The organism is Streptomyces sp. PA03-3a, from assembly GCF_033792735.1.
Classification (GTDB): domain Bacteria; phylum Actinomycetota; class Actinomycetes; order Streptomycetales; family Streptomycetaceae; genus Actinacidiphila.
This window is the reverse complement of the sequence record NZ_JARAVM010000018.1, coordinates 16,672-38,351: the sequence shown is the minus strand read 5'-3', so window position 1 is coordinate 38,351 and position 21,680 is coordinate 16,672. Positions and strand designations below refer to the sequence as shown.

The window sequence follows — 21,680 nt, the reverse complement described above, 5'->3', positions numbered from 1 at the left end:
CCCGCCGCGCGTGGGCTCACATCGCGGGGCCGGTCCCCTGGCACAGGTCGCGGATCGCGGTCACGTGCGGGTGCCAGGGGCGCGTGGCCGGCCCGGTGAGGAGCAACCGCCGTTCCACGCGCGGCAGTGCGGGGACGAGGGTGAGGCCGCCGGGCAGCATGCTCCCGGCCAGGGAGGGGAGGACCGCGACGCCGAGGCCGGCCTCGACCATGCAGAGCAACCTGCCCAGTGCACAGATGCGCTGGGTGAGCCGGTCTCGGTGAGGCAGCCGTCCATGAGGTGACTGCGGTCTGGACGCCGCCGCACCTGGCGCGCCGCAGGCAGGTGAGGTCGATCAGCCGGAGGCCGGGAGTCACCAGCCGGGGAGACAAACCCTCCGGAAAGTAGCTAATCTCGCCGCCTGGTTTCGGCGTACCGCTGCCAAACGGGTTCGGGGCGACCTACCTCGACTACCGCGACTGGCTCGAATCCGAGCCGGCGGCCATCGTGGGCCCGATCGACCTCGTCGGCCACGACTGGGGCGGCGGCCACGTCGTGAACGCCGTCATGCACCGGCCCGAACTGGTCCGCAGCCGGGTCTGCGACGTCATGCGAATCTTCGACTCCGACTTCGAGTGCCACAACCTGGCCCAGGTGTGGCAGACGCCCGGGGCGGGCGAGGAGTCGATCGAATCGATGTTCGGCGGCGATCTGACCGCGCGCACCGACCTGATGATCTCGCTCGGCTTCCCGGACCACGACATCGCCGCGGCGATCACCGCACACCAGAACGCCGACATGGGCCGGGCGATCCTGGCGGTGTACCGGTCGGCGGCGCAGCCGGCCATGGCCGAGGCCGGCCCGAAGCTCGATTCTGCCGCCGCGCAACCAGGGTTGGCGTTGCTGCCCACCGACGACTCCTTCAACGAGGCCGACGACACCCGGCGGGTCGCCGACCGCGCCGGCGCGCGCATTGACGAACTCGAGGGACTGGGGCACTGGTGGATGGTGCAAGACCCGCACCGCAGCGCGGACGCGCTCAACCGGTTCTGGGGCACCCTCGACTGAGGCTCAGCAACGTTCACGAGTCTGTAGATGACGGTCGGCGAAGTCCAGCCACTCCAGGTGCGAGCCGTGCCAGAAGGCGTGCCGGGTAGCGCAGGGCCGCTTGGAGGCAGCCGTTGTGGTGCGGGACGCGGCGGACCGTCGCCTCCCACAGGCCCCCGAAGTAGCGGTGTCCGGCGTGCGAGCCGCGTGCGTGGACCAGGGCGACCGACAGGGGAACGGGATCAGGTCGTCGGCGAGCGCCACGACGGTGAGCCACGGGCTCACCTCGCGCGGCAGCATGAGTTGCGCGGCGTGACGCGGCGGCGCGGCGGCGCACCGCACGAGCATGTGCGCAGCCGTTGGAGTGGCGACCGGCGTCACCACGCCGCGCCTGCGGTCGGGGCGGACCGACGGGACAGTCCAAAGACCGGTCCGGGAGCCTGCCCTGGTGAACCCGACCCGTCACTGGCCCGGACGAATGAGCCGTGTGGCGGACGGCCGGCCGGGTCGCCACTGGGTCCACAGGTGCCGTCCCGGCCGGAGGACGCCGAGCGCGTCAGGCGTCGGTGTCCGTCGGCGTCGCCTCGCCGAGCATGGCGAGGGTCAGCACGCTGCCGGAGATGCCCCAGCCGCCGTCGGCGACCTCTTCGACCAGAACCATGGTGTTTGCGCGGGGGTGCTCGCCGTAGAGCTCGACGTACAGCTCGGTGGTGCGGGTGACGATCTCCTGCTTCTGCTGCGGGGTGAGGGTGTTCGCGGGGACCTTGAAGTTCGCGAAAGGCATTGCTGGTTGTCCTTCTCTCAAGGGGCATTACAGGGAGCTGCCCGCGGTGAGCAGGCGGTCCAGTGCGTCCGGCGGGAGAAGCCGGGAGCCGGCGCGGATGCGGTCGGCGACCGCGCAGACGACTTCGCTGCCGTCGCGGCTGGGGTGCATGTGGGTGCGCAGAGGCCGGCCTGCCGGCCGGCGGTCCGGCGGTCCGGCGGTCCGGCGGCCGATGCCGCGCGATGCTGGGGCATTTCGGTCATGACTCGGACGGCGTGACGGAGGTGCCGGGCTCGGGACGCAGACGGTAGCGGGTGCCGCCGGTGTGGACGGTGCCGCCGGTCGGAGCGGGGAAGTGGCTGCTCAGTAGCAGGCTGTCCGTGCCGGCCAGCCGCTCCAGGAGCCGAGTCCGGGTGAGCACCGCCTGCTGTGCGTCGGTGTCGACGCAGCTGGTGATGTGGGGGTGTGACAGCTGCACCGGATGGTGGATGCTGTCGCCGGTGATCACAGCCGTGCGGTCGGTGCCGTGCACTTCCACCACGAGCTGCCCGGGAGTGTGACCGGGCGCCGGGACCAGGCGGATGCCGGGAGCCACCTCGCGCCCCTCTTCGGGAACGTCGGCGAGGTCGTACTGGCCACTGTCGCGCACGGGACGGACGGAATCGCGGAACATCTGGCGGCGCGCCTCGTCCATCGCGGCACAGGCCCAGTAGTCCCATTCGGCGCGGCTGGTGATGTAGCGGGCGAGCGGGAACGTCGGCTTCCAGCTTCCGTCGATGAGATGGGTGTTCCAGCCGACATGGTCGGTGTGGAGGTGGGTGGTGACGACGAGGTCCACGGAAACGGGCGGGAACCCGGCGTCGGTCAGACGTTGCAGGTAGTCGGTGTCGAGGCCGTTCCATGCCGGGTTGGCGCGCGACTTGTCGTTGCCGATCCCGGTGTCGATGAGGACGCGCACTCCGTCGGCGTCCAGAGCGAAGGTGTGGCTGGCCAACCTGAGTGCGTCGGAGTCGGCGAAGGCGGGACGCAACCACGCTGCCTCGTCGACGACGTCGGTCGTGGCGTCGGGAAGCAGCCAGGCTCCGGTCTGCGGGGGCAGGACGATCTCGTCGATGCGGTGTACGGCGACGTTTCCGAGGTCCCACATGGCACGGCTCTGGCCGAGAGGGGGGTTCACCGTTGATGTCTCCTTTGGAGCGGGACCGGCAGACCGTCCATGCCGACGCGCGGTTGTGCACGGTGCCCGGGCCGCACCTGTCGGGTCACGAGTCCGGACAGGACGGTCGGATTCGGTGCCTGCCTGGTGGGGCGGTACCTGAAGCCGCTCCGGCAGGCTTCGCCACACGGTTCGCCGGCCGCCCTGCGGGGTCAGCGGGCGAGCAGGCTGTCGAGCCAGTCGAAGGTGCGCTGGTGGAACAGGGAGGTCGCGCCTTCGTGGCAGTGTTCGCCGGCGCCTTCGTCCTCTCGGAAGAGGATCAGTTCCTTCCGACAGGTCAGCTCGTCGAACAGGGACTTGGGCTGCCCCTTGAAGAACTGGTCGTTCTCGGCGTCGAGGACGAGTGTCGGGCAGGTGATGCGGTCGGCGATGCCGGCCATGGTGTACGCCTCGCTGGCCTTGACGAGTTCGTCGAGACCGGACACGCCGAGGGTCCACCGGCCGTTGCGCACCGTCCAGCGCACCATGGTGTCCTTCGCCATCATCTTCTCGATGCCGCCGGGCGTCGCAGCGGCACGGGTGGCCAGCGCGGCAACGACTTCATGGAAGTCGTAGACACCGTCGTGCAGCACGCACGCGACGATGCGTTGCTCGAATGCGGCCGCCCTGGCGGCGAGGTAGCCCCCGAGACTCGTACCGATCAGGACGAGCTTCTCGGGGTCCAGTTCGGGCACGGTGAGCGCGAAGTCGACGGCCGGGGTGACCACGGCTTCCCAGTCGGGCCGGAAGTGCAGCCCTTGGTCGCGGACGACGGTGCCCTGGCCGGGACCGTCGAAGGTGAGGACGTTGTAGCCGCGCCGCAGCGCGCCCGCGGCCAGAGCCAGGTAGTTCTCCTCCAGCGTGGAGTCGTACCCACCGTGGTAGATCAGGGTCGGGCGCGGGGTGCCAGAGTCGTCGACGAAGAACAGGTAGCCGGGCAGCGTGGTGTCCTCGTACGGGATGCGCACGGCGCGGGCCGGGGTCTCGAGCAGGGCTGCCGCATCGGCGAACGTCTGCTGTGAGGCCTTGGCCAGCCGCGCCGACTCGGCGTCGGCCGCGGGATCCTCGCGACGGTAGAAGTCGGCGCACCGGTAGTAGTTGGACGCCCGCAGCAGCGCCTCCCGGGCGCTGACGCGGTGACCGGCGGCCAGCGCGTCCCGGCCGATGCGCTCGATTCGGTCCGCCGTCGCGCCCCACTGGGCCGACCATGCCTCCTCGTCCCCCTCGGGGATCCTCCGGCAGGTGGTCAGGACCTCGCCCAGGTCGGCGCCGCCATAGGCGGCATGGCCGGCAGTCCGCAGCGCCTCGAAGGAGAAGGACTCGTCATCGTAGAGAAACTTCATCGCCGACTCCCTTCGCAAAGGGAACGGAACGCAGCCGTTCCGTTTGATGCCCAATCGTAACACAGCTAATGGAACGGTGCCGTTCCGTTCGGTAGGTTCGGACACAGGACAGGGCAGCCACACGATGCCTGACAGCCGCGCCGCGCCGCACGGCGCCACTCCAGGCGCACAGGCTCTCCAGATCTCATTGCAGTCGTTTTGCGGAACGGGGGCCGGGCCCCCGACCGAAAGTCACGCGTGCCGGCGACAGCAAGGAGAAAGGCCATCTCGTCATACGGCTGCACGGTGACGTCCGGGGCACACATCACCACGCCCCTCGCGGGGTGGAACGGCGCACATCCGTTCCGCTGTCGTCGGTTCCAATTATCGGAACGGTGCCGTTCCGTTCGTTAGGCTGGAAGACATGACAGCGGAGCAGAAGAAGCGCCGGCCGGCGACCGGCGGGGCGGTCCTTCGGGAGCGCGTGACCGAAGCGATCACCAAGGCGGCCTTCGCCGAACTGGCCGAAGTCGGCTATGCCCGGTTGTCGATGGAAGCGGTGACCCGGCGCGCCGATGTCGGCAAGGCCGCGCTCTACCGGCGCTGGCCCTCCAAGCAGGCGATGATCACAGAGCTGGTCCGCAACAAAGTCACCGAAACACTCCCCCACACACCGGCCACAGGCGACTTGCAAGCCGATCTCCTGCAGTTGCTCACGGCCTACCGCGCCCAGCTGGCCAATCCGCTGCTCGCCCTGATCGGGGCAGAACTGCTCGCCGAGTCCCGGCGCGACAGCACCCTCGCGCGGATGCTCCACACGGAAGTTGCCGCGCCGCGGCGCCGCGCCGCACACACGATCCTGCAAAGCGCGATCGACCGCGGCGAGCTGCCGCCCACCCTTGACATGGAACTCGCCACCGACCTCCTCATCGCGCCTCTGGCCTTCCGCATGGTGATCTTGGACGAGCGAAGCGACGACGACGACTACCTCGAAACACTGACCGCCGCCACCCTCGCGGCCCTGAAAGCGGCCGTCCGCCGACATTGATCGCCGAGGCGGTCCGGCGGGGCTCGCGCTCCTCACCTCCATTGCTCCGACGCACAACAGCAGACGCGGCCATTCCCGCCGGCCTCTTCCCCCGGCGAGTCTCACGCCACCGCGGCGCCCGGGGCCAAAGGGCCGGATCCGGGGTCGGCCGGGTCCCATCCGGAGCAAGCGGATGGCCTGCATGACGGCAGCGAACTGGGTGCAGTCGTTGGTGTTGCCGCCGGTGATCGTGAAGCCGAGCGGGCGGCCCAGACCGTCGCACGCAAGGTGAATTTCTTGCCGGTCAGCCCGCCCCTCGACCGTCCGAACCCTGGTCCGCCGGTCGGTCGTCCCGGGGGGCCACCGGGGCCGCGGACGCACGCCGCCTTCCGCGGCGCCCTTGGCCACCCGGTCAGCGGGTGATCGCCTTGGTCTCCAAAAACTCCTCAAGACCGGCCCGTGGCCCATTTCCCGGCCGTTGCCGGACTGCTTGTCGCCGCCGAACGGTGCCTGGAAGTTACGGGGCCCGCCGTTGACGTCGACCTGGCCGTCCCGCAGCGCCGGGCGATGGTCATCGCGCGTTCCTCGTCGCCGGTGACGGCGGCGTCGAGGCCGTGGACGATCGCGCTGATGCGGTGGTCGCGCCCGACCTGGCTGGTCTCGCGCGCATCACGCGACAGCAACGTCAACGGGCTCAGTCTGAGGCTCAGGCTCAGACCCGGCACCAGGTCACACGGATGTGCGTGCGATCCGAGTAATGGTGACGGTCACGGTGAGGTCTTCCCCCCGGTGCGCCGTGACGAGGGGAATGAGCGATGATCGGGTTCGATCATGGACCGTGCGCGCGACGTCCACAGCTCGATGACCCTCGGTGAGGATGCAGCGTATCTCCACCTGCCAACGGGAGCCGTCTGGGTCACGTGCAACCCGGATGCCCGACAGCGGCGAAGCGACCCCGTCGTCCGCCGTTTCCGGGACGTGGCATGAAGCGGCTCGGGCGAGACGGCTTGCGAGAGTGGGCTGCAGCCCAAGTACCCCGTTGACGTCAAGGGCGGCCTTCGCGGCACTCTGGCGAATGTCTGCCGGGTTGCACCCCGTCATGAGGTGGCCTCCCGCCGTCCTAGCGCGCGCTCCGAGTTGCAGCGCGCCAAGCGCACCTATCAGGGCGTCCGTGAGTGCGTCCTGCTCGGCTGCCCGGGCCGGCGAGCTTCGAATGCCGGGGCGGCGCGTTCGGCCACCGAGTTCAACGGTACCGGGCTTGGTCGGGGGCGCAATGAGTTCAGGCAGCGGTTCACGGTGATGCGGTACATCCAGGTCTTGAACGCAGAGCCGTGACGGAATTCAGGCAGGCGCCGCCAGGCGCTGATGAATGCGTCCTGGACGGCGTCCTCGGCGTCCTGCAGGTCACCCAGTGTGTGGAAGGCCAGAGCGAGCAGAGGACGGCTGTGGCGCCGCACCAGAATCGCGAAGGCTTCCTCGTCCCCTTCGCCAGCGCGGGTTGCCAAAAGATCATCCGGTGCGGACGGCAGGTCGCCGGCCAAGGCCGGGAAAACGGGGCTTGGCGTCATCACGGACCCGGCCGCTCGGCGCGGGAAAGGGTCGGCGCTGGGCGTCATGACCGCACCTCCTCCCTGCGGTGTTACACGTGCCCGGCTTCGGCTGCGTGATGCCGATTTGTTGATATTCATGACACTTCGCCCTCGGGGTGTGTCCAAATTAGTGACGGGCGCCGTACCGGTACCCGCAGCGACTGATCGAGGCGACTGCCATGACAGACACCGCAGACCGGCCCCTCACCGGACAGAACAGCTCCACCGGAACCGGAACGACGCTGAAGGGGCCGACCGGCCCGGACACCTCCCCCGAAACGCGGGGCAAGACCACCATTGCCGACAGCGTCGTGGCCAAAATCGCGGGAACCGCCGCCCGCGAGGTACCCGGAATTTACAACCTCGGTGCGGGCATGGCTCGCGCCATGGGTGCAGTGCGCGAACGCGTCCCCGGCGGCGGAACCGCAAGCGTCAGCCGCGGAGTGAAGTGCGAGGTGGGCGAGAGCCAGGCCGCACTGGACCTTGATGTCGTCGTCGACTACGGCTATGCCATTCCCGAAGTGGCAGCAGAGGTCCGTATCAGCGTCATTTCCGCCGTGGAACGCATGACCGGTCTCGAGGTCGTCGAGGTGAACCTCGTCGTCGACGACGTGAACCTACCGAACGAGGAAGACGAGACCGGGCCGGCCCAAGGCCGAGTCCGATGACCTCCGTCAGTGGACCTTCCCCTGGGGCACCAAGCGCGCCCGAGGCGGACGGCGCACGCCGGTCCGGGACAGGTGAGTGAGTCATGAATGCAGCGATAGTGGGCTTGGCAGCCGGAGTGGCCTTGGGCTTCGCCGGCTTCTTCGGCGGATTTTGGGCTTTCCTCCTGGTGGCCGTCCTAGGTGCAGTGGGTTTGGGCGTCGGTCTCGTTCTGCAGGGCGACGTCGACGTCTTCACCCGGAAGCAGCAGGACTCGTCCGCTCGGCGGCAACGGTGAGCGCCAACACAAATGCCGCCGGCTCACCCGACCGTCCTTCCGGTGGGCATGCGCACGACGCCGCCGGGGCTGTGGCGCCTGCCGAGCGAGGCACGACGGTGGTCCCTGAGCGGGTCGTGGCCCGCATCGCCGCTCGCGTCGCGAGCACGACGCTGCATCGACGCATCGACCCGCGCAGCGTCTGGCCGCACCGGGGGCTCGAGCGACCACGCACGGCGGGAGAGCGCAGCTGGCGCTCACGGTGGACCTCCCCTACCCCGCTGACATCGCCGACACCTGTCGGCAGCTACAGCGCGAGGTCGCCGACCGGGTGACACGACTGACCGGTCTAGAGGTCCGAGACGTCACCCTGAGCATCCGGCGCCTGGCCACCACCGGCGGACCGGTCCGCCTTCAGTGACCTTCGCGACTCACGCACCGACCAAGGAATCCCGATGACCCGCCCATCCGACCTTGCACCGCCCGGTACCCAAGAACGGCCACCCGACCCCCAGAGAGCTGCCGGAACAGGCCGGCCCCGCTCCCCCACTCGCGGGCCGAGGCCGTCGGAACAAGGCAGGCAGGGGGCCAGGTCGCCGCGCCTGTGGTCGGCACGCCGCATCCCAGCCGCGGTGGTGGCGCTGGTGGCACTGTGCGGCTTCGGGCTGATGCTGTACGACGTGATCGCGGTGCGAGCCGGGCACCGCGCCGGAGCATGGCGCACCCGTCTCGCCAACGAGATGGCCAGCCGCCCGGTCGACGACCTGTGGATGCTGGTCGGCTCCGCTGTCGCCGCCGCCGTCGGCCTGTGGTTGCTCTTCCTCGCCCTCACCCCCGGCCTGCGCCGGTTGCTGCCGCTGCGAGCACCTGACGGCAGTACCGGACTGCGAGCCTGGCTGGACCGCCGGGCGGCCGAACTGTTGGTGCGTGACGCAGCGATGCGGGTCCCCGGCGTCGGCCGAGCGAGGGTCCGAGTGGGGCGCCACCGCGTCGTCGTCTTCGCTGACGTCCGCTTCCGTGACCCATCGACCGTCCGCGACGACCTCAACGAGGCCGTTCACGACCAGTGCCGCCAACTCGCCCTTGCACATGCCCCACGAGTAGCCATACGCGTGCGAGAACGCGTCCGTTGACCCGGCTCGGGAACCCGCCATGAACAGCCGATCCATACTCAACCGCCTCCTTCTGGCCATCACCGGCCTGGTCCTGCTGGGCGGCGGGCTGCTGATCTTCACCGCCGGCATCGACTTCTACCGCCTGCTGCACGTCGATCCGCCCGCCGGATGGCCATTGACCACCCACAACGACGTACTACTCAGCAACGCAGACCGGATCCGCTGGAGCGACCAAGGCTGGTGGTGGTGGCCAGCCGTCATCGCCGCCCTCACCCTGGCAACCGCCTTGGCTCTCCTGTGGCTGCTCACCCAACTGCGTCGTCACCGCCCAGGATCCGTGCATCTGGGCGGCGCGCCTCCGCCTGATGGTGTTGAACTTCGGGGCAGCGCCCTCAGCAACGCCGTCGCCGACGAAGCGCGTGCCTTGCCTGGCGTCGCCCGCGCCGGCGCCCATATGACCGGACGCCCGGCGCACCCGCGACTCGATGTGGCGCTCACTCTCACAGAACACGGCGCGCCAGCCCCTGTCCTACAGGCGCTCTGTCACGGACCCGTGGCGCAAGCACGCGACTGCACCGGACTGACCGACCTGCCCACCCGGGCACGCTTCGGCGTCGCTAAGCACAAAGCGCGTCGCGTCGAATAGGCGCCCTCATCAGGGCGCAGTGATCGCCGGCTGGCAACGCGGCCCGCTCCCCTCAGGCCACACCGACGTGTTGCGGCGCGCCCGCCGACGCCTCTCCCCGACTGAAATGAGGAGCGGACCGAACGCGGCCTGGGAGTTGTCCTGTCGATCGTGTGACTACTTGGTGTCCGGGTCATTGATGTGGACCTGGGGCGGGGCGATCCGAGTGACGCGGAATGGGAACGGCTGCGGCCTTTCCTGCCGGTCAGCAACAGGCGTTGTGGCCGGTGGCGGGACCACCGGCAGGTGCCCAGGACGGTACGCGCCTGGATCTGTGGGGCCGGGCTATGCCGTGACGGCCTCCTGCCCGGCCGGAAGGCGGGCAGGGACCGGGAAGCGGCGTGACCGCGTGGACGGGGGTCAGCGCCGACCGGGTGGTCCGGCCTGTTGCGGTGGGTGAAATGGTTCCCGCTCCCGGTGGTGCGGGGACACCTGCTTCTCCTTCGCCGGCTGTCGTGTGGGGGGTCGTTCCGGGTCAGACGGTGCAGCCTCGACGGCCGTCGAGCGGTCCGATCGCCACAGGAATCGTGGTGAACTGCGCGGAGCGGTAGGGAAGCGGTCGGGGTCCGCCGGCCGCGGTGGACACGGCTGGCGGGCGGTACGGGCGGCCGGGCTCACGCTCCGACCGGCTCATGGCAGGCTGAGTTCGCGCCTGATGAGCTGAGCCAGTGCGGAGGGCTGGGACAGGAAGGGCGAGTGCGAACTGTCCAGCCTCAGCGTCCTGTCGGCGCGCTTCGCGAAGAGTTCTTGGGCGAAGGGCGGGATGGCCTTGTCCGCTTCGCAGACGATGTAGGTGCTCGGAATCGTCTGCCAGGCGACTGCGGTCAGTTTCTGGGTTGTGGCGGCGTAGGACTGGTAACCCAAAGCTGCTGCCGCCTTCTCGGCGACGCTCCTGTCCACGTCGCCGTAGAAGACGTCGACCGGGCCTGCCACGGTCAGGAAGTCGCCGACGCCCTCCTGTCGGTGGAACTCCCACCAGGGAGCGGGGTCGCCGCCCACGCTCGACAGCAGGGAGTCTCCGGCGTCGAGCTGGAACGCGGCAAGGTAGACGATTCTCTTGGCATTGGGCGTCTCGACAAGCGCCTGGGTGGCGGGGATGCCGCCGTAAGAGTGCGCGACGACGACCACGGGTCCGTCGATCGCCTCGACCGCGCCCTTGATGGCGGCCGCGTCGGAGTACATGTCGCCCAGTGCCTCGGGATCGTCGCCGCTCGAGGTGAGTGCCACGGTGTGGACATCGATGTCGGGCAGGTCATCGACGAGGAGTTGCAGATGCTCGGGTTTGTGCCACGCTCCGGGCACCAGCAACAGCGACGGCAGGGTCATTCGAACCTCATAGGACAGGGTGTGTTTCGGGCACGGTGTGCAGGCTCATCATGTAGGTCCGGGTATCGCATCGTCCACGTGATAGATATCACCAATAATCTATATGGCCCAGCCGACCGCCCATCGCCAGGGGCATCGGCAGCCTCGATGGGCACGCCTTGGAGGTTGCCGCCTCGCACTGATCAGGTTGCCTACCGGGCGGCCATATGTGATTACCTACGTGATCTAAGAGCTGTGAAGCCCGTGCACCCATCAGCGAAGAGTTCGTCATGAGCACCTACTGATCCCCCCTCCGCTGCCCACCGGCGTCCCAGATCCTGTGGGCTCGGCCGACTTCGCGCGAGCACGGACCAGCGTGAGCCCCACGGCCGAAGGTGGCCCGCAGGCGCCAGGCCAGCGGCGCGGCTCCGACTGGCTGCCCTTCCAAACCATCCCTCCAGATCATCACATCGCTCGCGGCGCGCTTCACCGACCAGGTCGAACAGGCCCTGTACGCATCCAAGGCCGCCGGCAAGTCATCGACGCGATTCGCGTACCGCACCGGGACACCTGCGGCCGCCCTGGTCGGATGAGCAGACGTGAACGTCAGCGGCGACGACACGCGCTACCGAACGAGCCCTGCGCTCCCGCGGCAGCACACCGCCCGCGTACCCCGACAAGACCCGCCACGGTGGCCGTAGGCGTTCTCCTTTGACGAGCGTGATGTCCGCAAGGCGCTCCCCCAGGCTGTTCTCAGCCGCTACCTGGAGCGTACGGAGGTGGGCGGGTCCGCTCGTACGACCTCCGCGGCAGGGATGTGATGCGGGCGCAGACCCAGCACCAACCCGAGGATCAGCACGGTGATTCCCAGCCATACCGACGGGCTGGGCATGCCGCTACCGAAGATGCTGCCGACGGCCGCCGCGGCAAGAGGCGCGATGCCGGAGAGCAGTCCGGCCCGCCCCGATCCGACGGCGCGGACCGTCGAATACCACAGGACGAAGGCGACCGCCGTCACCATGAGCGCCAGATAGCCGATGGCGGCCCACTCGATACCGGACAACTCCGCCACCGCCGAGGGGCCTTCGGAGGCCACGGCGAGAACGGCCAGGAGTGCAGCGGCCATCCACATCGCGTGCACGGACACCCCCCACGGGGAGTGCCGCCGCAGGACCGGTACCGCGAGAAGGGTGAAGGCGGCCTCGCAGGCCAGGGCCAGTGCCGCCCAAGCCACCCCGACGGCGTCGGTGCGACCCGTTCCCTCCACCAGTACCGCTCCGGTCACGACCACCGGGGCCGCCAACAGGAGCCGCCGGCCGGGCCGCCGCCGTTCCAGCGCCGGGCCCACCACCGCGAGGACCACTGGTACGCACGCGACCGCGACGGCGACCGCCGCGGGCTCGGCATGCTCGACGCCCCGGATCACGGCCACGTTGAACAGCAGCAGACCGGTGACAGCGATCCCGGCGAGCCACAGCCACTCCCGTCCTCGCGGCCACACCAGCCGTGTGCCGACGAGCCGGACGACGACCAGCAGGATCACCGTGGCGATCGCATAGCGAACCGCCTGCGGGGTGAACAGCGGGGCGTCCACGAGGGTGCGAGAAACGGTGACGCTGCTGCCGACCAGCGCCATTCCGAGCATGCCGGGTACGAGTTGGGCGAGGGAAGCCGAGGGTGTGTGCATACCGCTCACGCTGCCCGCACAATGGACGTCATGGACAGGTCCACGAATGCGTCGGTGGAGGGGTCCAAAGACACGGAGGATCCGGCGGACAAGGTGCCGGACCGCGGAACGTCACCGGGCTCGGACTTCCTGCAGCTGGAGATCGGCCAGGCACCCGCAGGCGGGCGCACCGCCTGGCTCACGGACCAGCTGCGGTCCGCCATCGCCGACGGTCGGCTGCATGTCGGAGCGAGACTGCCCCCCAGCCGGGTCCTGGCGGAGGAGCTGCACGTCACCAGGGGCGTGGTCACGGAGGCCTACCGGCGGCTCGCCGAGTCGGGACAGATCGCCGGTCGCGGCCGGCTCGGGACGGTGGTCGCGGCGGCTCCCGCCGCTCCGCACGGACGCGCACACGACATGCCGGGGACCGCACCCGGAACCGGGGCCGCGATCTTCAATCCGGGCGACCGCGATGGCGTCGTCGACGTGCTACGGGCCATGCCCTGCCGGATCGACCTGTCACCGGGCGTCCCCGACCTCGCCGCCTTCCCGCGCGCCGGGTGGCTGCGCGCCCAGCGTGCCATCCTCGCGGACGCTGCCCCGGCCGACTTCGGCTACGGCGATCCCAGGGGCGCGCCCGCCCTGCGCCGAGCGATCGCGGGCTGGCTGGCGCGCAACCGTGGCATCCGCGCCGACCCCGACGAGGTCGTGGTGGTCGCGGGTGTGGCACAGGCTCTGAGCCTGCTCGGGCGGCTTCTCCTGGCGGACGGCATCCGCCGTGTCGCCGTTGAGGACCCCGGATCCCTCGGGGCACGCCAGCAGTTGGAGTACGGAGGCCACTCGATCGTGCCCATCCGTGTGGACGCCGGTGGCCTCGACGTCGGTGCGCTGCGTGCCAGTGGCACCCAGGCGGTGCTGCTGACACCGGCCCACCAGTTCCCGACCGGTGTCGTCCTCGACGGGGAACGCCGCCGAGAGCTGCTGGGCTGGGCCGCCGAGGGCGGGGTGGTGATCGAGGACGACTACGACGCCGAGCACCGCTACGACCGGCCGCCGGTGCCGGCGCTGCGCTCGTTGATGCCCGAAGGTGTCTGCTACGCGGGCAGCGTCTCCAAACTGCTCGCGCCCGCACTCCGCATCGGATGGCTCCTCGTACCGCCGGACCGGCTGGACGCCGTCGTAACGGCCAAGCGGTACGCCGACCTGGGCAACGGCGCCATCACTCAACTGGTCCTCGCCCGGCTGATGGACTCCGGCGAGCTGGAGCGGCATCTGCGCCATGTCCGGGGGCGTCACCGCCGGCGCCGGGACGTGATGCTGAAGGCCATCGAGGAGCACCTTCCTGGTGCCCAGGTGCACGGGGCAGCCGCCGGCCTGCACCTCATGGTCACCTTCGGCCACCCGCCCGACGGCGCCTACGACCCCGGCCTGTACGACGGCGCCCTCGCCGCGGCGGCCCTCGACCGAGGGGTGAAGGTACATCCGCTCTCCTGGCACCGCATCGGCCCCGGGCCGCCCGGCCTGGTACTCGGCTACGCGGCGGGACCCGCTCACGACATCGAGCAGGGCATCGCCACCATTGGTGCCGCCCTGAGCGGGCTCCGTTCCTGACGCCTGTGCAACTCAAGGATCAGGACGATCAGCAGGCCCCCTGGCGCGGCGAACCTGCATAACCGGCGTCAACCTTTCAGCCCCGTACCCGTCGGTTTCGGTACGGAGTCGATGGACAACGCAGATGCCACGCCCCCTCCCATCAGGCCCATCCACGGATATTGAGCACTGCTCCGCTGCCCTCGGCCGCCGCAACATCTTCATCGGCGTAGCTCACTGTTCCGGTCACCGGCGCCCTGGAAGATCAGGCGGTCCCGCAGTCGGCGCAGCTGGATACCACTCCCCCGCTGCCCGGCATGCCTGTTCATGCTCCCCATTCGTCCCGGCGCCGTACAGACCGCAGGTAAGCGGTCGTGTGAACTGAAGGAAGAATGGTGGTTGGTTTGTTACGGGGTGCGGGATCCCGGCGCCGGGGCGAGGACACCGGCAGCGGCACCGGCCGATGTACTGGGGGAAGCACCAGGTCGCTTCGGCCTTGGCGATGCCTCAGGGTGGTCTGCAGTCATGATGTCCGAGGCCGTGGCAGGGGTCGCTCAAATTGCTCGGCTTCGCCCGGAGATGGCCCGAGGCGAGTGCCGTTCGATGGGAAGACCCGATGCGCGGCGGGTCGTGGCTGACGTCGGCTACCCCCGCGTACAGCGAGGCGTGCAGCAGTGGTGGCGCATGAGGCATACCTGCTGGTCAGAGGCGTAGGGAACGCGCGTTCCTGGGCTAGCGCGATCTGGGCTCGGGCATGCTCTCGGGCCCTGTCGGGAGCATTGGCCCTCATCGGTGAGCATGACCGACAAATTTGCGAGGCTCTCGGAGATCAAGCCCGAGGGGCTACCTCAGATGGGGAATCTCAGCGCGCCAAGGAGAAGACCCTGCGCTGAGCACCGGCTGTTCGGGAGCAAACTCTGCGACTGAAGGCGGTCCGATGATACAGCCCGCTTTCAGCAAGGATGTACCGAAATCGAGGATATGCCTGCTCTATGGTGATCTGAGGTCGTGTGCAAAGGCGTGACGCACACCGGAAGCTCTGGAGGTGCAAGCGGTGAGGCGATGGCGGGCTCTGATCATCCTCGGTACCGCCCAGTTCCTGATGGTTCTCGACACCTCGGTCATGAACGTCTCGATCAGCCAGTTGGTCAAGGACTTCGACACCGAGGTCACCTCGATCCAGGCCGTCATCACCCTCTACACCCTGGTCATGGCAGCGCTCATGATCACGGGTGGGAAACTCGGGGACATGCTCGGACGCCGCAAGGTGTTCGGCATCGGACTGATCGTGTACGCCACGGGCTCCGCCCTCACCGCTGTCGCCCCGGTCCTGTGGGTGCTCACCGTCGGCTGGTCCGTGATCGAGGGAATCGGCGCGGCGCTGGTCCTCCCGGCGCTTGCCGCCCTCGTGGCCGGAACCTACCAGGGCCGGGACCGGGCCGTCGCCTACGGGGTCGTCGGCGGCCTGGCCGGAGCCGGCATCGCAGTCGGGCCGCTGGTCGGTGGCTGGGTCACCACCTACCTGACCTGGCGTCTGGTCTTTGCCGCCGAGGTCGTGCTGGTGGTGGCCATCCTCTTGGGCATGCGCTGGATCGAGGAACAGCCCCATCGCGGCTCCCGACCGCGTCTCGACAAGGTCGGGGCCGTGCTGTCCGCCCTCGGCCTGGCCCTGGTGGTGCTGGGTGTTCTGCAAAGCAGCAACTGGGGCTGGCTGCGGCCCCGCAACTCCCCAGTGACCGTCTTCGGCTTCTCCCTCACCGTCTTCGTCATCGCTGCAGGGGCCGTCGTGCTGTGGTTGTTCCGGTCGTGGGAGCGACGGCAGGAGGCCCATAATCGTGAGCCCCTCGTACGGTTCTCGCTGTTCGGCCTTCCCGCCCTACGGGCCGGTCTTGCCGCGTTGCTCAGTCAGAACCTCATCTTGCTGGGCCTGTTCTTCGTCATCCCTCTGTACCTCCAGATCGTGCAGGGTCTCAGTGCCTTCGAGACCGGGCTGCGGCTGCTACCGGTGTCGATCAGCATGCTCGTGGTCTCCATGAGCGGCCCCCTGCTGGGCCGGTTCGCCTCACCCCGCACGGTGGTCCGTACAGCCCTGCTGATTCTCATCGCGGCGATTCTCTGGCTGTTGGCCGTGATCACTCCGTCCCTCAACGACCTTTCCTTCGCATGGGCAATGGCCCTGCTGGGCACGGGTATGGGCCTGCTCGCCTCCCAGCTCGGCAACGTCGTCCAATCCAGCGTCGGCGAATCGGAACGCAGCGAGGTCGGCGGTCTCCAGTACACCGCTCAAAACCTGGGGTCCTCCCTGGGGACCGCCCTCATCGGCTCGCTTCTCATCGGGGCACTGGTGCACGTGTTCACGACCCGGATCGAAGACAACCCGCAGATCTCCAGCGCAGCACGTCAACAGGTCGGCATCACCATCGAGGCGGGCGTCAGCTTCGTCGGCACCGACCAGGTACGAGCCGCAGCAGAGCGCACAGGCCTGGCCAAGCCCGAGACCGACGCCCTCGTGACCGAATACGCCGAGGCACAGCTCGGCAGCCTCAAAGCCGCCGTCCTCGCCACCGCCGGCATCGCGCTCGCCAGTTTCCCGTCCACCCGGCACCTGCCGACAGACCGGCTCCGTAAGCCCTCGCCCAGCTGACGGCTTCGATCCATGACGGGTCACGACAAGAGCCCCGTCCTGACCACGACCGCTCGATAGTCGACCAGGGCCTCATGTCGTTGGACGATCCCGCACGACTGGCCCTGCTTCACCCTGCCGCGGCACCGGACCCAGCCGTCGGCGCAGTACCGCCGCTGTGTGCCGACACCTGACCGCAAGGACGGCAGCAACGTCGGCGGCGCTGAGGGCGCGTGGGCGAGAGTCAGGGCTGCAGGCAGGTCGAGTTCGACGACGGTGATGCCGGTCAGGGCCGCAATGTGTTCGGCGGTGCCGGGACGGGGCGCGGCCGGCTTCCACCAGGGCTCAGGCGGGTGCGTACAGGTGCCAGCCAGCCTCAGCGTGGACAGTGGACACAGTGGATCAGGCGGGAAGCGAGCAGGTTGCCGCAGCCGCGGCGCCCATGGCGGCGTCGTCCACCACGCGCACGCACTGATTCGCCGGCCGGTGACCCGGGTCAGGCGTCTGTCCCGTTCGGCGTCCAGGTCGTCCTGCCCTGCGGAAGTGAGGGGCGTAGCCAGTCCACGCATTCAGCACGGCTCTGGCGGCCTCGGCGCGCTCAGCCCGCTCCGCGGGGGGTGAGGAGCGCGTCGGCCTCGGCCGTACGGACGAGGTGTCGGCCGCGTACCGGCAGGCACGGGAGCGGACCCGCAACGAGGCCGAGCGGGCGTTCCTCACCGCGCGCCTCACCGAACGAGAAACCCCACCCGCGTAACGGATCACGAACGAAGCATCATCGGCGTTCAGCGTGGTGCTGCCGCGGCCGCGGCCGCGGCCAGAATGCGGTGCAGGACAGGGACCGGGATCGCCGGGTTGGCGACCGCTGAGCTCGCCGTGTCGCGGTCGTGCAGCAAACTGGCCAGGACACGGGCCGGCAGCCGCGGATTGCGCACCGCCGAGCCGCGGACGTGGACGTCCGGGTCGTTCAGCAGCCGCACCACGTCGGCCGGTGACAGCCGGGGATCGCACGCCGCGCGGCGGCGCACCTCGGCTTCGGGATCCCGGGCCAGGCGCGCGACATCGACCGGTGTCGACTCCGGATCGTCCAGGGCCAGGCGGCGCATCCGCCCGCTCGGGTCGTCGATACAGCGCAGCAGGCCCGTACGGGGAAAGTTGGGGTGGCTGCGGGGCCGACCGGGGTGGCTGAAGCTGCCATCCCACCAGCTCCACACCTCCAGCAGCATGTCCGCCGGCGCGTCCTCGCACGATTCGGCGAGAAACAGGCGCACCACCCGGTCCTCGTCCCGCGCCAGGCGCGCCACGACATTCGGCGGGAGGCGCCGGGCTCGAGCCACACTCCGGCGGACCAACGGGTGCGACGACGCGGCGAGATCACGCATTGCGTCGGCGTCACCGTGCAGGTCTTCGACCCAGGACAGGGTGTGCGACATCGACGTCGGGTCGAAGTCGTGGCGTATCGCAGCACGTTGCTCCTCGGTGAGGTCGGCGCGCACCGCCACCGCAGAGCGGATGTCGTCCTGTGGGTCCTTTGCCAGCAGGGCGACGCCGTGAGCGCCCAGGCCCGGGTTGGCGGCCAGCGCCCGGCGTACGTCCGCGTCCTCGTCCCGGACCAGCTCCGCCTCCAGCTCGGGCGCGAGACGGCACCGTTCGAGCGCCTGCCGCGGGTCGGGCAGGGCGGCGAAAACCTCGCGTGGCATGGGTACGCCCGTGTGGTGGGCGAGCAGCGCAGCCGTGCGCACCGCGTGGTCGGTGTCGGCCAGCAGCAGCTTCCGCTGCGGTTCGGTGAGGTCTTCCCACCGGGCGCAGGCCGCCGCCCGCACGCGGGGATCGGCGTCGGCTGTGAGGCCGGAAAGGTGCCGTGCGGGGAGCCTGGGGAGTTCGGCGGCTTGCGCGCGGGACGGGCCGGCGAGGAGGTCGTCGTACAGGTCGTCGGGAAGTTCGGCGCCCCGGAAGCAGGCGCGCTCCGCCCACATCACGCGTCGATCCGGCGACGCCTCGGCGCGGATCAGGCGTACCCACTGATCGGACGTGAGCTTGGGCCGGAAGGTGTCGGCGGGCCTTGCCCGCACCTGCGGATCGGGGTGCGCCACGGCGGCGTCGAGGACGGCGGGCCGGTCGCATCCGTGCAGGAAGCCCTCCTCCACGTCCAGCAGCCGGATCAGCAACTCGTCCGTCGCCGCCGGATTGGACCCCAATCCCTCCGCCCAGTGGAAAGGCCACGCACGTCGGCCGGGCACCTCCGCCCACACCTCGGCGCGCTCGGCCTCCGTCTCGAGCCCGGCGGCCACGGCGACCTCCTCCAGCCGCTCCGGCAGCCGGTCCATGGCAGTCACCGAAGGCCCGTCCTCGCCGGGCACCTCCGCCAGCAGCACCTGCCCGTCGAGGGAGAGTGCCACGAATCCGGGGTCGCCGGTCAACTCCGGCACACCGCTCCCCGCATGCCGGACACGGGTCCACCAGGAGTCGTTGCCGCCGATCCGGTACCTGCGGACCGCCACCAGGAACTCACCGTCGACATCACACACACGACGCCACCACGAGGCATCGAGTGCATCGCGGGCCGCTGCGTCCGGCGCCGCGACCCCCCGCGCGATCCGCCAGCCCGCCTCCGGCGGGAACAGGCGGCCCGGGCGCACGTCCTCGACCACCGTCAGTCCGGCGCGCGCGAGTAGTCCGTGGAGTTCGACTTTGCGCTGCACACGGTCATGATCCTCACCGAGACACGGCCGGACAAGGCCAACAAGCACGGGAGTGCAGTGCCTTGCAGGGCACGGCAGTCGTACCTGCTCGGACTTGCCGGCCTGCGTGCGCAAAACCAGCAGCCACCCGTCGCTCGTCGGCTTCGCCCGGTTCGAAGCGCACGGTCAGCGGGACGGCATCAGCCGCTTTCGGGCGAGTCGCGCCAGTGTTCGCACATCGCAGACACATTCGTGCAGGCGCCACGTCCAAGCGCCACCACGCCGGACCGGTCCGTGTTCGGCGCGCTTCACCGGCGCTTACCGCTTCGACCAGCCGTACGGCACGCAGATGGCGGCCGGTGTCCTGGTCACCGTCCCGCTTGTCGTCGCCGCACGCATCTGCCGGCGGCGCGTCATCGCCGGACTGACCGCCGGCGGCGTGAAGTGGGGGGCTGTGATCCGGTGGCGGACACCGGATCAGGGGCCGTGACGGACACCTCAGTGGACGACGTCATAGACGATCTTCGTGATGCCGTTGGCGTATGTCTCGGACTCGAGCACCTTCAGCATCTGCTTGTCCTTGTCGGTGTCGCTGAACATCCGCTTGCCGGCTCCCAGCAGCACAGGGAAGACAAGCAGGTGGTAGCGGTCGATGAGGCCGGCGTCGGAGAGATTGCGGGCCAGGGTGGCACTGCCGTGCACGACGATGGGGCCGCCGTCGGTCTCCTTCACCTTCGCGACGTCCTCGAGGGAGCGGAGGATGGTGATGTCGCCCCAGTTGTCGACGAGGGCGTCCTGGCCGAGAGAGGTGGAGACGACGTACTTCGGCAGATCCTTGAGGGCGGCGAAATCCTCCATGCCCGGCCACACCGGCGCGAACGCCTCGTAGCTCGCCCGGCCGAACATCAGCGCGGTGGCCTCTTGGGTTTCCCGTCCCTTGAGTTCGTACGCCTCCGGCAGGAACTCGATGTCCTTGTAGGTCCAGCCGCCACTGCGGTGCGCTTCGGCGGCGGTGCCGCCGCCGGGAGAATCGACGACGCCGTCCAGCGAGACGAACGCGGTGTAGATCAGCGTGCGCATCTTCGATCTCCTGTCCGTGGTACAGGTGGGTGCCCTTGTTCTCCGGTGGTGTCGCCTGCACGCCCGCAACGAGGGTTGCCCCTCGAAGACGGCGGCCGCGCGATCCATCTGCACTCTAGGACACGGGACTTGGCCTGTGACCGCTTCGGCCGGAATGGGCGAGCCTGTCGCTTCGCGGTGCATGCCCCGTACGCGGGTCCTGACCGTCCGTGCTGGAGAGCTACGGGGGCGGCGGCGTCCGGGATGCGGAGCCGCGACAGGACGACTCCCGTGGTCGGGCAGCGCGCCGGGGCACTTGCCCGAGGGGGCGGCGACTCGCCGTGGCGGGCGTCGGTCTCGCGGCCCTCATCGCGACCGCCCCGCCTGCCTTCGCCGACACCGCCCCGCGGCCCGCGTCCCGCACCACAAGACCCACCACCGCGAACCCGGACCGATCATGTGACCCGACGCCGCGAACGCACCCTGCCCCGAGGGGGGTTACCCCGAGATCTCTTATTCGGGCCGGCACCATGGAGCCGACGCTCGTCGACTGTTTCGCTTGTGTACATGGCAGACAATCAGCGTCGTAGGACGTTTCTTCTCGTTCGGCTTCCCCCGGCGACCATTCTCGTCGGACCGTCTGCATGGCGTGATGCGGCGAAGGGGTCGGTGCTGCTCCCGGTTGCCTTGGCGAGACTGGTGGCGGGCGTCAGGACGCGTCAGGGGCCACTTGTCCTACGCGGGGGTTGCGGCGTGGCACTTGGACTGTTCGGCCTCGCGGTGACGTTCCTGGCCGGCCAGGCAACAGGCAACGGGCTGCTGTACCCCCTCATCGATGACCATGATTACCAGCACTCGTGGGGTGGTCCCACGCTGCTGGGGGCTTGGGCCGTGCACGCGCTTCTCGCGGTGCCGGTTGTACTGGTCGCGCTCGGGGCACTACGTGGTGTCACACTCGCCGACCGGGCTCTCATCCGGGACGTTCCGGGTGAACGCGGTCCGTGGTGGCCGATACCGCTGGCGGGGGCACTCGGGCTGCTGGCAGTGCTCCTGGTCAACGCCTGGCTTCACCAGCTCTAGCCTCGAGCACACCTACCCTCGGCCACCTGACGCTT

19 protein-coding genes and 4 pseudogenes are annotated in these 21,680 nt (G+C 69.5%); 10 read left to right on the top strand and 13 right to left on the bottom strand.

Going from position 1 to position 21,680, the window contains the following annotated elements; genetic code table 11:
• Positions 1 to 16: 16 nt before the first annotated feature.
• Entirely contained in the window at positions 17 to 211 is a 195-nt protein-coding gene (locus PV342_RS21985) for a type 2 periplasmic-binding domain-containing protein (protein WP_386996066.1), read from the bottom strand.
• 179 nt (positions 212 to 390) lie between these two features.
• On the opposite strand from PV342_RS21985, the gene PV342_RS21980 reads away from it, so the two are divergent.
• Positions 391 to 1,047, top strand: a complete 657-nt coding sequence (locus PV342_RS21980; RefSeq protein WP_500318537.1) for an alpha/beta fold hydrolase — start codon at positions 391 to 393, stop codon at positions 1,045 to 1,047.
• Positions 1,048 to 1,582: 535 nt separating this feature from the next.
• On the opposite strand, the gene PV342_RS21975 is transcribed toward PV342_RS21980, so the two are convergent.
• The 4 genes from PV342_RS21975 to PV342_RS21960 form a co-directional block, all read right to left on the bottom strand.
• Positions 1,583 to 1,810: a tautomerase family protein gene (locus PV342_RS21975; protein ID WP_500318468.1), complete on the bottom strand. Its 228-nt coding sequence runs from the start codon at positions 1,808 to 1,810 to the stop codon at positions 1,583 to 1,585.
• A gap of 27 nt (positions 1,811 to 1,837) precedes the next feature.
• Positions 1,838 to 1,960 (bottom strand): short-chain dehydrogenase/reductase, encoded by a 123-nt coding sequence (locus tag PV342_RS21970; protein WP_400804703.1) that lies wholly within the window; start codon positions 1,958 to 1,960, stop codon positions 1,838 to 1,840.
• A gap of 88 nt (positions 1,961 to 2,048) precedes the next feature.
• The gene (locus tag PV342_RS21965) at positions 2,049 to 2,936 is read right to left on the bottom strand and encodes an MBL fold metallo-hydrolase (protein WP_500318536.1); all 888 of its coding nucleotides are present in this window, start codon (positions 2,934 to 2,936) and stop codon (positions 2,049 to 2,051) included.
• A gap of 221 nt (positions 2,937 to 3,157) precedes the next feature.
• Positions 3,158 to 4,327, bottom strand: coding sequence for an alpha/beta hydrolase family protein (locus tag PV342_RS21960; RefSeq protein WP_500318467.1), 1,170 nt, complete (start codon positions 4,325 to 4,327; stop codon positions 3,158 to 3,160).
• A 403-nt stretch (positions 4,328 to 4,730) separates the two neighbouring features.
• On the opposite strand from PV342_RS21960, the gene PV342_RS21955 reads away from it, so the two are divergent.
• Entirely contained in the window at positions 4,731 to 5,354 is a 624-nt protein-coding gene (locus PV342_RS21955; protein ID WP_400804698.1) for a TetR/AcrR family transcriptional regulator, read from the top strand.
• 129 nt (positions 5,355 to 5,483) lie between these two features.
• On the opposite strand, the pseudogene PV342_RS21950 reads toward PV342_RS21955, so the two are convergent.
• The 3 pseudogenes from PV342_RS21950 to PV342_RS21940 all read right to left on the bottom strand — a co-directional run.
• Positions 5,484 to 5,665: pseudogene (locus PV342_RS21950) on the bottom strand (transposase); the annotation flags it as partial.
• A gap of 80 nt (positions 5,666 to 5,745) precedes the next feature.
• Positions 5,746 to 5,953: pseudogene (locus tag PV342_RS21945) on the bottom strand (aldehyde dehydrogenase family protein); the annotation flags it as partial.
• A 517-nt stretch (positions 5,954 to 6,470) separates the two neighbouring features.
• Positions 6,471 to 6,901: pseudogene (locus tag PV342_RS21940) on the bottom strand (RNA polymerase sigma factor); the annotation flags it as partial.
• Between the two features lie 200 nt (positions 6,902 to 7,101).
• Here PV342_RS21940 and PV342_RS21935 point away from each other — a divergent pair.
• From PV342_RS21935 to PV342_RS21920, 4 genes are all read left to right on the top strand, one after another.
• A complete protein-coding gene (locus PV342_RS21935; protein ID WP_500318466.1) occupies positions 7,102 to 7,590 on the top strand; it encodes an Asp23/Gls24 family envelope stress response protein in 489 nt (162 codons plus the stop codon).
• Between the two features lie 83 nt (positions 7,591 to 7,673).
• Positions 7,674 to 7,865 (top strand): hypothetical protein, encoded by a 192-nt coding sequence (locus PV342_RS21930; protein WP_026251212.1) that lies wholly within the window; start codon positions 7,674 to 7,676, stop codon positions 7,863 to 7,865.
• Between the two features lie 611 nt (positions 7,866 to 8,476).
• On the top strand, positions 8,477 to 8,977 hold the full coding sequence (locus PV342_RS21925) for a DUF6286 domain-containing protein (RefSeq protein ID WP_500318465.1): 501 nt from the start codon (positions 8,477 to 8,479) through the stop codon (positions 8,975 to 8,977).
• A gap of 19 nt (positions 8,978 to 8,996) precedes the next feature.
• Complete coding sequence (locus PV342_RS21920) at positions 8,997 to 9,605, top strand: alkaline shock response membrane anchor protein AmaP (protein WP_500318464.1); 609 nt, start codon at positions 8,997 to 8,999, stop codon at positions 9,603 to 9,605.
• 669 nt (positions 9,606 to 10,274) lie between these two features.
• On the opposite strand, the gene PV342_RS21915 is transcribed toward PV342_RS21920, so the two are convergent.
• The gene (locus PV342_RS21915) at positions 10,275 to 10,970 is read right to left on the bottom strand and encodes an alpha/beta hydrolase (RefSeq protein WP_400804687.1); all 696 of its coding nucleotides are present in this window, start codon (positions 10,968 to 10,970) and stop codon (positions 10,275 to 10,277) included.
• A 739-nt stretch (positions 10,971 to 11,709) separates the two neighbouring features.
• Complete coding sequence (locus PV342_RS21910) at positions 11,710 to 12,636, bottom strand: EamA family transporter (protein ID WP_400804684.1); 927 nt, start codon at positions 12,634 to 12,636, stop codon at positions 11,710 to 11,712.
• Between the two features lie 21 nt (positions 12,637 to 12,657).
• On the opposite strand from PV342_RS21910, the gene pdxR reads away from it, so the two are divergent.
• Positions 12,658 to 14,226: a MocR-like pyridoxine biosynthesis transcription factor PdxR gene (gene pdxR / locus PV342_RS21905; protein ID WP_500318463.1), complete on the top strand. Its 1,569-nt coding sequence runs from the start codon at positions 12,658 to 12,660 to the stop codon at positions 14,224 to 14,226.
• Between the two features lie 1,033 nt (positions 14,227 to 15,259).
• Positions 15,260 to 16,849 (top strand): MFS transporter, encoded by a 1,590-nt coding sequence (locus PV342_RS21900; protein ID WP_400804680.1) that lies wholly within the window; start codon positions 15,260 to 15,262, stop codon positions 16,847 to 16,849.
• A 215-nt stretch (positions 16,850 to 17,064) separates the two neighbouring features.
• On the opposite strand, the pseudogene PV342_RS21895 reads toward PV342_RS21900, so the two are convergent.
• Together PV342_RS21895 and PV342_RS21890 are read right to left on the bottom strand one after the other, a co-directional pair.
• Positions 17,065 to 17,272 (bottom strand): annotated as a pseudogene (locus PV342_RS21895) (hypothetical protein); the annotation flags it as partial.
• 338 nt (positions 17,273 to 17,610) lie between these two features.
• Positions 17,611 to 19,527: a hypothetical protein gene (locus PV342_RS21890; protein WP_500318462.1), complete on the bottom strand. Its 1,917-nt coding sequence runs from the start codon at positions 19,525 to 19,527 to the stop codon at positions 17,611 to 17,613.
• A gap of 106 nt (positions 19,528 to 19,633) precedes the next feature.
• On the opposite strand from PV342_RS21890, the gene PV342_RS21885 reads away from it, so the two are divergent.
• On the top strand, positions 19,634 to 19,996 hold the full coding sequence (locus PV342_RS21885; RefSeq protein ID WP_500318461.1) for a hypothetical protein: 363 nt from the start codon (positions 19,634 to 19,636) through the stop codon (positions 19,994 to 19,996).
• Positions 19,997 to 20,004: 8 nt separating this feature from the next.
• Here PV342_RS21885 and PV342_RS21880 read toward each other — a convergent pair whose 3' ends face one another.
• The gene (locus PV342_RS21880) at positions 20,005 to 20,586 is read right to left on the bottom strand and encodes a dihydrofolate reductase family protein (RefSeq protein ID WP_400804671.1); all 582 of its coding nucleotides are present in this window, start codon (positions 20,584 to 20,586) and stop codon (positions 20,005 to 20,007) included.
• 732 nt (positions 20,587 to 21,318) lie between these two features.
• On the opposite strand from PV342_RS21880, the gene PV342_RS21875 reads away from it, so the two are divergent.
• On the top strand, positions 21,319 to 21,645 hold the full coding sequence (locus tag PV342_RS21875) for a hypothetical protein (RefSeq protein ID WP_391580179.1): 327 nt from the start codon (positions 21,319 to 21,321) through the stop codon (positions 21,643 to 21,645).
• Positions 21,646 to 21,680 lie beyond the last annotated feature (35 nt).

Bases quoted from the DNA above. Each gene is read 5' to 3' on its own strand.
- PV342_RS21975 (WP_500318468.1), bottom strand. From the start codon at position 1,810: ATGCCTTTCGCGAACTTCAAGGTCCCCGCGAACACCCTCACCCCGCAG.
- PV342_RS21965 (WP_500318536.1), bottom strand. From the start codon at position 2,936: ATGTGGGACCTCGGAAACGTCGCCGTACACCGCATCGACGAGATCGTC.
- PV342_RS21920 (WP_500318464.1), top strand. From the start codon at position 8,997: ATGAACAGCCGATCCATACTCAACCGCCTCCTTCTGGCCATCACCGGC.
- PV342_RS21985 (WP_386996066.1), bottom strand. From the start codon at position 211: ATGGTCGAGGCCGGCCTCGGCGTCGCGGTCCTCCCCTCCCTGGCCGGG.
- PV342_RS21930 (WP_026251212.1), top strand. From the start codon at position 7,674: ATGAATGCAGCGATAGTGGGCTTGGCAGCCGGAGTGGCCTTGGGCTTC.
- PV342_RS21910 (WP_400804684.1), bottom strand. From the start codon at position 12,636: ATGCACACACCCTCGGCTTCCCTCGCCCAACTCGTACCCGGCATGCTC.
- PV342_RS21960 (WP_500318467.1), bottom strand. From the start codon at position 4,327: ATGAAGTTTCTCTACGATGACGAGTCCTTCTCCTTCGAGGCGCTGCGG.
- PV342_RS21970 (WP_400804703.1), bottom strand. From the start codon at position 1,960: ATGCACCCCAGCCGCGACGGCAGCGAAGTCGTCTGCGCGGTCGCCGAC.
- PV342_RS21915 (WP_400804687.1), bottom strand. From the start codon at position 10,970: ATGACCCTGCCGTCGCTGTTGCTGGTGCCCGGAGCGTGGCACAAACCC.
- PV342_RS21935 (WP_500318466.1), top strand. From the start codon at position 7,102: ATGACAGACACCGCAGACCGGCCCCTCACCGGACAGAACAGCTCCACC.
- PV342_RS21955 (WP_400804698.1), top strand. From the start codon at position 4,731: ATGACAGCGGAGCAGAAGAAGCGCCGGCCGGCGACCGGCGGGGCGGTC.
- pdxR (WP_500318463.1), top strand. From the start codon at position 12,658: ATGGACGTCATGGACAGGTCCACGAATGCGTCGGTGGAGGGGTCCAAA.
- PV342_RS21880 (WP_400804671.1), bottom strand. From the start codon at position 20,586: ATGCGCACGCTGATCTACACCGCGTTCGTCTCGCTGGACGGCGTCGTC.